Origin of the sequence: Microbacterium sp. NPDC089189 (assembly GCF_040685095.1) — a bacterium.
Taxonomy (GTDB): Bacteria; Actinomycetota; Actinomycetes; order Actinomycetales; family Microbacteriaceae; genus Microbacterium.
Window position 1 is genome coordinate 94,036 of record NZ_JBFBHG010000013.1, and the last position, 7,727, is coordinate 101,762.

The window sequence follows — 7,727 nt, forward strand, 5'->3', positions numbered from 1 at the left end:
TCTCGCCCCGGCCGCGTGGTAACGGTCGGGGCTTCTTCTTTGTCGGAAGGTCTCGATGGCACGCGCGCGCTGGGCGATCCTCGGTACCGGCGCCATCGCGCGGGTCTTCGCCGCGGCGCTCCCGGACTCCTCCCTCGGTGTGCTGCACGCCGTCGGCAGCGCCGACGCGGCCCGAGCGGACGCGTTCGCCCGCGAGATCGGCGCCCGCGTCTCGGGAACGTACGACGACGTCGTGCGCCGCGACGACGTGGACGCGGTCTACGTCGCGACCGTCCACACGACGCACGCGGAGGTGGCGATGGCGGCTCTCGCCGCGGGTAAGCCGGTCCTCTGCGAGAAGCCGCTGGCGCCGTCGCTCGATCAGACCTCCGCCGTCCTCACCGCCGCCGACCGGGCGCAGCGTCCGGTGGTCGAGGCGTACAAGTACCGGTTCACGCCGTTCTCGGAGCGGATCGAACGGGAGATCCGCTCCGGTCGGATCGGTGCGGTCCGTGAGATCCATGCGTCGTTCGGCTTCGCGGCGCCGAGCCGCACCGGGCGGTTGTTCGACCCGCTGCTGGCCGGAGGGGCGATCTACGACGTCGGGGGATATCCGGTCTCGTCCGCGGTCGCGATCGCCCGCTGGGCGGGACTCGACCCCGCCGGGCTCACGGTCCAGGCGGCGGACGGCGAGGTCGATCCCGATTCCGGCGTCGACATCGACGCGCGTGCGCGCCTCGTGGTAGGCGACCTCGTGGCGAACGTCGCCGCCTCGATCACCCGCCCGCTGTCGCGGGAGATCCGCATCGTCGGCGACGCCGGCGAGATCGTGGCGCCGTCCGGATGGGGGAGCGGTGCGCGCTCGGCATCCTCGTTCGAGGTCAGGGTCCCGGGCGCCGGCGCATCGATCGTGCTCCCGGAGGTCAACCCGTTCGCGGCCGAGGCCGACGCGCTCGTCGCCGCGGCGGCGGCCGGTCGTCGCGCGGCGCCGCAGATGCCCTGGAACGACAGCCGCGCCACGGCAGGGATCCTCGACACATGGCGGGCGATGCTGGGGCGATAGCCTGTCGGCGTGGGCGAACTCGTGCTGTGGCTGATCATCGCGTTCGGCGCGCTCCTGGTGATCGGCGGCGTCATCGCGGCCGTCGCCTTCGGATGGGGCTCGGGCGGCGTCCGCGCGCGGAGCCGGCGCTGGTACGCCGTGGTGATCTGCGTGTCGGCCGGTGTCGGCATCACCATCGCCCCGACACTGGAGCTGCTCGGTGTCCTCGGCTGACGAGGTGGCTGGGCCGCTCTCGGGCGCCGCCGCCGGCGACCTCCGCGCCTTCGAGGCGCCGCCGGTGGATCCGTTCGTGATGCTCGAGGAGTGGCTGCACCATGCCGCGCTGAGCGCGGTGCGCGAACCGCTGTCCATGACGCTCGCGACGGCATCCGCCGAGGGTGCGGTGAGCGCGCGGACCGTCGACGTCAAGCGCGTCGACGCCCGCGGCCTCGTCTTCGGAACGTCCCGTGCGAGCCGCAAGGGCGCGGATCTGTCCGAGAACCCCCGGGCGGCGCTCCAGGTGTACTGGCGCGAGACGATGCAGCAGCTGCGCTTCGAGGGACGTATCGAGCAGCTGAACGACGACGAGTCGGACGCGCTGTTCGCGGCGCGGTCTCCCGCGTCGCGCGCCGCCACCGCGGTCGCGCGGCAATCCGCGGTCTTCGACGAGTCCGCGACACTCGCGGATCTCGGGGATGCGGCGCGGGCGCTGCAGGACGAGCAGGGCCCGGATGTCCCGCGCCCTGCGGACTGGGTCGCGCTGCGGCTCGTCCCGCTCTCCATCGAGTTCTGGCAGGGGAGTCGGGACCGGCTGCATCGCCGGCTCCGTTACCGCCGCGAGGGCGACGCGTGGGAGGCTGAACGCCTGCAGCCGTGACACGCACGAACGATTCGTGTAGAGTGAGGGAGTCTGCGTGCGCTTCCTTTGCACGCGGTGAGCGTTCCGGTCAGATCCAAAGACGGATTCGACCACCAGCTCCCTTCTCCGCATCGCCCCCGCGATGCGATGCGTCCGCCCTCTGCGTTGCGGACGCCGCGACATCGAATCGATACCCCATTTCTGCCATGCTGTCCTTCCCCCTGTCCGCCACGACCGAACTGCGTTGGTTCCAGGCCGACCATGACGTCCACGTCGCCCACGCGGGCGACGAGTACGCCGGCCACCTGACCATCGACGCCGACGGGACGACCGCCTACGACGCCATCGGGCGCGTGGTGGGCGTGTACGCCGACGATGCCCGCGCGAAGTCCGCGCTCGAGGACGCCCGCGCGTCCGCCACCGCCCGCCCGGTGTCCGAGACGCGCCGCCGTCGGCGGCGGACGTCGGGTCTCCGCGCGGTGAACGCCGCGTCGCGCGCCTAGGCGTCCTCGCCACCACGACGTTTCGATCACCTGCGGGTGTCCTGTGCATCGTGTCGGTTCCCGGGATATCCGCCCCCGACCGCGTATGGTCAGGAGGACCGGGTGGCCGCACGTGTCTCCCGCATTCAGCTCGGGCTTCAGGGTCTCGCTGCAGAGACTCAAGGAGCCGCTTATGCCCGTATCCTCGCCGCCTGTTTCGGTCCTCGGACCGGTCCGTCAGACCTACGCCGGCGAGGCGAGCTTCCCACCGATCGCCCGTGCGTACACCCAGGTGTCGCAGGTCGTGAAGGAACTCGGGCTCCTGCGTCGCACGCCGTGGTTCTACGCCATGGTCGGCGGCGCGATCCTCCTCGGCATGGCCGGCTGCGTCGCCGGCTTCATTTTGCTCGGCGACAGCTGGTTCCAGCTGCTCATCGCGGGGGCGTTCGGCATCCTGTTCACGCAGGCCGCGTTCCTGGCCCATGAGGCCGCGCACCGCCAGATCCTGCGCACCGGGCCCGGCAACGACCGCCTCGCGCGGATCCTCGCCTGCGGCGTCGTGGGCATCAGCTACTCCTGGTGGGACTCCAAGCACAGCCGCCACCACGCCAACCCGAACCGGGTCGGCAAGGACCCCGACATCGAAGTCGACACGATCTCCTTCCTCGAAGAGGACGCGGCCGAGGCGCGCGGGATCCGCCGCCTCATCACGCAGCATCAGGGCTGGTTCTTCTTCCCGCTGCTGACGCTCGAGGGCCTCAACCTGCACTACCTGGGCGTCAAGCACCTGGTCACCACGCGCGAGAAGATCCCGGGCCGGTTCCTCGAGCTCGGACTCATCGCGCTCCGCCTCGCCGTCTTCATCGTGCCGGTCTTCCTCTTCCTCCCGCTCGGAATGGCCTTCGCCTTCATCGGCGTCCAGATGGCCGTCTTCGGCGTCTACATGGGTGCGTCCTTCGCCCCCAACCACAAGGGCATGCCGGTCATCGCGCCCAACGCTCGACTCGACTTCTTCAGCAAGCAGGTGCGCACGTCGCGCAACATCGGCGGCGGATGGTGGGCGACCTGGCTCATGGGCGGACTCAACTACCAGGTCGAGCACCACCTCTTCCCCAGCATGGCGCGCCCGCACCTGTCGCACGCACGCGCCATCGTCCGCGAGCAGTGCCGCACCCTGGGTGTGCCCTACACCGAGACGAGCCTCTGGCGCTCCTACGCCATCGTCATCGACTACCTGAACCGCGTCGGACTCGCCGCGCGCGATCCGTTCGACTGCCCGTCGCGTACCGAGCTGCGCCGCGCATCCGCTGCCGCCTGAACCCGGCGTCCACCGCTCCGCAGCCCTCGTCAACCACCCTTCGGGAGCCCGGCCGACCGGATAGTGTCGGCGGGTCCTGAGGAGGTTCTATGCGCTCCCGCACGGCCGTGACGGCTGCCGGTGCCCTGCGCGCCGCCGGATCCGATGTGTGGCAGGCCTCGCGTCTGCTGCTCGCCGCCAAGACCGCGCTCGCGGCGGCGATCGCCTGGTATCTCGCGCCGTGGGTGCCCTTCGCCGACGCCGAGTACTCGTACTACGCGCCGCTCGGCGTCCTCGTCAGCATGTACCCGACCCTGGCGGACTCGGCGCGTTCGGGTCTGCAGGCGATCCTCGGACTCGCGACCGGCATCGCGATCGGGCTCGCCGCGCTGTGGACGGTGTCGGCCGGGGCTCCGCGGATCGCTGCGGTCGCTCTGGTGGTGGGGCTCGGCGTCGCCCTGGGCGGCATCCGCGCGTTCGGTGTCGGACGGGAGTGGATCGCCATCGCGGGGCTGTTCGTCCTGCTGCTGGGCGGAGCGGATGCCGACGGCTTCTCGCTGTCGTACATCGTGACCATGGCATTCGGCGTGGTCGTCGGCGTGACCGTCAACCTGCTGCTCTTCCCTCCGGTGTACGTGCGCCGCGCCAGCCGGCGGCTCTCGGTGCTGCGCGATGCGACCGCCGAGCGTCTCCGCGACCTCGCCGACGCGGCACGCGCGGGCTCCCTCGATGCGCCCCGGGTCGAGTCGGACATGGATGCGCTCGCGATCTCGGTCACGGATGTCGCCGCCGAGGTGCGCGAGGCCGGCATGAGTCGGCGGGGCAACCCCCGAGCAAGGCGATCGGTCGACACGCACGAGGAGAACGCGCGTCGGTTGCGAGCGCTGGAGCGCATCGTCTTCTTCGCGAGAGACCTGGCCGACGTGATGATCGTCGGTCTCGCGTCGCGGGAAGAACCGACCCCGCTGCTGGCGGAGGCGATCCGTCGGAGCGCGGACCTCGTCGCCGCCGCGCCCGAGGCGGAGGCCGCCACGGACCTGCTCGCGGCGGCGGAGCACGCGGTCGAGGCCTACGTGGACGCGGTCGACGAGGCCGTGCGGGGCACAGCTTCAGCGTCCGCCGACGACCTCACCGTGGCGACGTGTCTGCGTCGCATCGTCGACGCCTCCCGGCCCTTCGTCTGACCGGTTGACGCACGAGGGCGGGAGCCCTCAGCCGCGGATGTCCTCGGCGGCGCCCTGCGGCGGCTCCGGTACGAGATAGAGGCCGGTCGGGGAGTTCGCGGTGTGCATGAGTGCCTCCAGCCAGCTCCGGTTGATCGCGGGCGACCGGCTGCCCGAGAACGTGAACACGAGATGTGCGTGAGCATGGATCCAGACGGCCGTGCGGCCGCTGCCGAGGCTCACCTCGTCCTTCCACGCGAAGAAGAACGCCTCGCCGCGACGGAGCTTCGCGCCCATCACGGCCTGGAGATGCGCGAGCGCGCGGTCCTCGACATCGACTCGTGCGCCGCCGTCGTACGTGAATCTGCCCATGTGTGCTCCCTGCTCCGACGCGGTCCGCGGGGGTGGGGGACTGCGCGAGAAGCTCAGGTCCCGGGGTGCGCTCTTCCACCTTCGCCCCGTGGTCGTGCGCGTCCGAGGGGGTTGACACATGTCGCCGGGGGGACGGTCCGGTGGGGTGTAGACGATCAGCCGCACCGGGTCAAGCCGTCCGGTTCTCCAGGTGCAACGGCGAGGGTAGGAGGACGACGGCGACGAGGAGGCCACCCATGGGCACGCAGACACAGTCCGCTTCAGCGGTGGTCACGACCGAGCCCGACGTCTGGGACGCGCTTCGTCACCTGGCCCCGCGCCGCCCGGCGGCGCTGCCGGAGCCGCATGACGGGGTGCAGTGGCAGAGGGTGTCGCCCGACCGTTACCGGGCTCTGCGCGGCGAAGCGACCGTGGGGTTCGTCGACGTCGTCGGCGCGGTCTTCGTGGTGATGGCGGGGACGCGGTACGACCGATGCGTGGAAGTGGCGCAGACCCTGGTCTTCGAGCGGGCCGAGGAGCACCTCCTCGCACGATCCCGCTGACGTCGTCGTCAGTGCCCGGAGTGCGTGGGCACGACGGGGAGCGTGCCGTCCTCCTGCACGATGATGCTGTTCTGGACGGCTCCGAGCGCCGGCGTCACGAGCACGGCGATAAGCGCGGCGGCCACCATCAGTCCCCAGACGGAGGGCGTCGCGGGGCGTGATGATCGACGACGCGCGGCGACCGCGCCGATCGCGACGACCATGAGGAGAACGATCGCGATACCCACGGCGAGCACGCTCGTGCGTTCGGGGAGGATCGCGAGCAGGCCGGTGACGGCCAGCATCCCGGCGAGGGATGCCGTCAGCGCGACGGTGGGGAGGACGAGTCGCCCGCGGTGAAGGCAAACGCCGCCCCAGACCAGAGCCGCGAGCCCCGCGGAGACGAGGAGGACGCCGAGCGCACGAGCGGCGGGCGTCGACTCCGACGCGACGACCGCACCGGCGCCCAGTGAGGCCTGGACGAGCCCGGCGCCCCACGCCGCGGCCGACGGCCACGACCGGGAGAACGAGGTCGTCCTCCCGGTCGTGGCCGTGGGCACGACGGTGCTCACGCGACGGCGGTCCGAGCCGAGCGGTCGGCCCCGAGGCCGACGCCGAGCAGGATGACCGCACTGCCGAGGTGCAGGAAGTGGTCCGGCACGTTCAGGGCGAGGATGTTGGCGGCGGTCCCCACCAGGAAGAAGCCGACGACGCCCAGGAGCAGGTAGGCGGCACCGACGATGACGTTGACGGTCTTGGCGGCCCGCACGGAGGCGAGGCCGGCGATCAGCAGTGCGCCGCCGATCAACAGGTGTGCGATGTTGTGCAGCGGGTTCACCTCGAAGATGCCGAGGAGCAGACCGCCCCTGGTCGCGAGGAAGTCGACGCCGCCGGTGAAGGCGAAGCCGAGCAGTCCCACCAGCAGGTAGACGGCGCCGAAGACGACGGCGATGAGACGGTTGGGTGAAGAGCTCATGAGGACCTCCGGTGTCGATGTGCAGACACGACGTCCGTCGCATCTGGTGGTGATTCGTGCGGTGCGGTGAATCGGATTGGCCGCGCAGGAAGATGTCGTCATACGACGATGGCGCCGCCCCTGAGGGGCGACGCCATCCGTGAGGGAGTGCGGTCAGCGCAGGATCCCACCGAGGTCGAGGACGTTGTCGAGGTCGCCGGTCACGTTGTCGACGATGTCGCTCACGTCGGCGCCGATGTCGCCGACCGAGACACCGTTGTCGTTGCCCGCGTCCACCGGGGCATCGACCGAGGTGTCGTTGCCGGAGCCGACGGGGGCCTCGACCGGCGCGGTCACGTCGACCGGTGCCGTGACGTCGTTACCCGAGCCCACCGGAGCCGAGACGTCGTTGCCCGACGCGATCGGAGCCTGGTTGCCCGAGAGAATGTCTCCGGTCAGGGGGCCTTCGATGAGGCTGACATCGCCCACCGAGGTGTCGGGGGAGACACCGGTGACCGGGGCCACCGTCGTTCCGTCGGCGCTCACAGCGTCGCTGATCCAGGTCTGCAGGGCGTCGACCGGCGCCGTCAGCGACGACGAGATCTGCGTCCAGTCGGTGGACGAGCCGCGCTCGTCCGCCTGTGCGGGCAGGGCCAGGCCCGTGATGGCGAGGGCGGCGACGCCGGCTCCCGCGGTAGCGATCAGTCCGAAACGGGTCTTCGTGGTGTTACGCATCGATTTCTCCTTTGGCTTCCGTCTTGTCGTTCTCGTGCGGCTTTCGTCGCACAGAGGGTCATCCGACCCGGGCCGCGAATCGGATGGGATGCGCGGCGGAGAATCCACGGATTACGGGGCTGAGGGGCTCCGACAGCCCCGGAAAGACGGGGGTTTTCGGGGTTCCTGGCAGGTCTCTGGGAGGCCGATATACCGCTCGGGGGATGCGTCGGACCGGACACGAAGAATGAAACTGGGCGAAAAAATCGACCAACAAATCTCGACAATTCCAAGTGGTTCTCTTGCACTAGATGTTGCTTTAGGGATAGGTGGCTATCCTCGT

Annotated in this window: 11 protein-coding genes and 1 pseudogene; 8 read left to right on the top strand and 4 right to left on the bottom strand. The window is 70.5% G+C overall.

What is annotated here, in order from left to right; genetic code table 11:
* Positions 1 to 55: 55 nt before the first annotated feature.
* The 6 genes from AB0N73_RS09380 to AB0N73_RS09405 all read left to right on the top strand — a co-directional run bounded on the left by AB0N73_RS09380 (position 56) and on the right by AB0N73_RS09405 (position 4,843).
* Complete coding sequence (locus tag AB0N73_RS09380) at positions 56 to 1,042, top strand: Gfo/Idh/MocA family oxidoreductase (protein WP_363562699.1); 987 nt, start codon at positions 56 to 58, stop codon at positions 1,040 to 1,042.
* 9 nt (positions 1,043 to 1,051) lie between these two features.
* Entirely contained in the window at positions 1,052 to 1,255 is a 204-nt protein-coding gene (locus AB0N73_RS09385; RefSeq protein ID WP_363562701.1) for a hypothetical protein, read from the top strand.
* Positions 1,256 to 1,259: 4 nt separating this feature from the next.
* Positions 1,260 to 1,898 (top strand): pyridoxal 5'-phosphate synthase, encoded by a 639-nt coding sequence (locus tag AB0N73_RS09390; protein WP_363562703.1) that lies wholly within the window; start codon positions 1,260 to 1,262, stop codon positions 1,896 to 1,898.
* 188 nt (positions 1,899 to 2,086) lie between these two features.
* Positions 2,087 to 2,383, top strand: a complete 297-nt coding sequence (locus tag AB0N73_RS09395; RefSeq protein ID WP_363562705.1) for a hypothetical protein — start codon at positions 2,087 to 2,089, stop codon at positions 2,381 to 2,383.
* 172 nt (positions 2,384 to 2,555) lie between these two features.
* Complete coding sequence (locus tag AB0N73_RS09400; protein ID WP_363562707.1) at positions 2,556 to 3,680, top strand: acyl-CoA desaturase; 1,125 nt, start codon at positions 2,556 to 2,558, stop codon at positions 3,678 to 3,680.
* Positions 3,681 to 3,769: 89 nt separating this feature from the next.
* Positions 3,770 to 4,843 (top strand): FUSC family protein, encoded by a 1,074-nt coding sequence (locus AB0N73_RS09405; protein WP_363562709.1) that lies wholly within the window; start codon positions 3,770 to 3,772, stop codon positions 4,841 to 4,843.
* Positions 4,844 to 4,870: 27 nt separating this feature from the next.
* Here AB0N73_RS09405 and AB0N73_RS09410 read toward each other — a convergent pair whose 3' ends face one another.
* The gene (locus AB0N73_RS09410) at positions 4,871 to 5,194 is read right to left on the bottom strand and encodes an ATP-dependent DNA ligase (RefSeq protein ID WP_363562711.1); all 324 of its coding nucleotides are present in this window, start codon (positions 5,192 to 5,194) and stop codon (positions 4,871 to 4,873) included.
* A gap of 236 nt (positions 5,195 to 5,430) precedes the next feature.
* Between AB0N73_RS09410 and AB0N73_RS09415 the strand changes: the two genes are divergently transcribed.
* Positions 5,431 to 5,736, top strand: coding sequence for a hypothetical protein (locus AB0N73_RS09415; RefSeq protein WP_363562713.1), 306 nt, complete (start codon positions 5,431 to 5,433; stop codon positions 5,734 to 5,736).
* An 8-nt stretch (positions 5,737 to 5,744) separates the two neighbouring features.
* Here AB0N73_RS09415 and AB0N73_RS09420 read toward each other — a convergent pair whose 3' ends face one another.
* The 3 genes from AB0N73_RS09420 to AB0N73_RS09430 all read right to left on the bottom strand — a co-directional run bounded on the left by AB0N73_RS09420 (position 5,745) and on the right by AB0N73_RS09430 (position 7,405).
* Positions 5,745 to 6,287: a hypothetical protein gene (locus AB0N73_RS09420; protein ID WP_363562715.1), complete on the bottom strand. Its 543-nt coding sequence runs from the start codon at positions 6,285 to 6,287 to the stop codon at positions 5,745 to 5,747.
* Positions 6,284 to 6,691 carry a DUF4383 domain-containing protein gene (locus AB0N73_RS09425; protein ID WP_363562717.1) on the bottom strand — a complete coding sequence of 136 codons (408 nt, stop codon included), beginning with the start codon at positions 6,689 to 6,691 and terminating at the stop codon, positions 6,284 to 6,286. Before AB0N73_RS09425 ends, AB0N73_RS09420 begins: the two co-directional genes overlap by 4 nt.
* A 153-nt stretch (positions 6,692 to 6,844) precedes the next feature.
* The gene (locus tag AB0N73_RS09430; protein WP_363562719.1) at positions 6,845 to 7,405 is read right to left on the bottom strand and encodes a hypothetical protein; all 561 of its coding nucleotides are present in this window, start codon (positions 7,403 to 7,405) and stop codon (positions 6,845 to 6,847) included.
* Positions 7,406 to 7,631: 226 nt separating this feature from the next.
* Here AB0N73_RS09430 and AB0N73_RS09435 point away from each other — a divergent pair.
* Positions 7,632 to 7,727 (top strand): annotated as a pseudogene (locus AB0N73_RS09435) (hypothetical protein); the annotation flags it as partial.

Bases quoted from the DNA above. Each gene is read 5' to 3' on its own strand.
- AB0N73_RS09380 (WP_363562699.1), top strand. From the start codon at position 56: ATGGCACGCGCGCGCTGGGCGATCCTCGGTACCGGCGCCATCGCGCGG.
- AB0N73_RS09395 (WP_363562705.1), top strand. From the start codon at position 2,087: ATGCTGTCCTTCCCCCTGTCCGCCACGACCGAACTGCGTTGGTTCCAG.
- AB0N73_RS09400 (WP_363562707.1), top strand. From the start codon at position 2,556: ATGCCCGTATCCTCGCCGCCTGTTTCGGTCCTCGGACCGGTCCGTCAG.
- AB0N73_RS09405 (WP_363562709.1), top strand. From the start codon at position 3,770: ATGCGCTCCCGCACGGCCGTGACGGCTGCCGGTGCCCTGCGCGCCGCC.
- AB0N73_RS09410 (WP_363562711.1), bottom strand. From the start codon at position 5,194: ATGGGCAGATTCACGTACGACGGCGGCGCACGAGTCGATGTCGAGGAC.
- AB0N73_RS09415 (WP_363562713.1), top strand. From the start codon at position 5,431: ATGGGCACGCAGACACAGTCCGCTTCAGCGGTGGTCACGACCGAGCCC.
- AB0N73_RS09425 (WP_363562717.1), bottom strand. From the start codon at position 6,691: ATGAGCTCTTCACCCAACCGTCTCATCGCCGTCGTCTTCGGCGCCGTC.
- AB0N73_RS09430 (WP_363562719.1), bottom strand. From the start codon at position 7,405: ATGCGTAACACCACGAAGACCCGTTTCGGACTGATCGCTACCGCGGGA.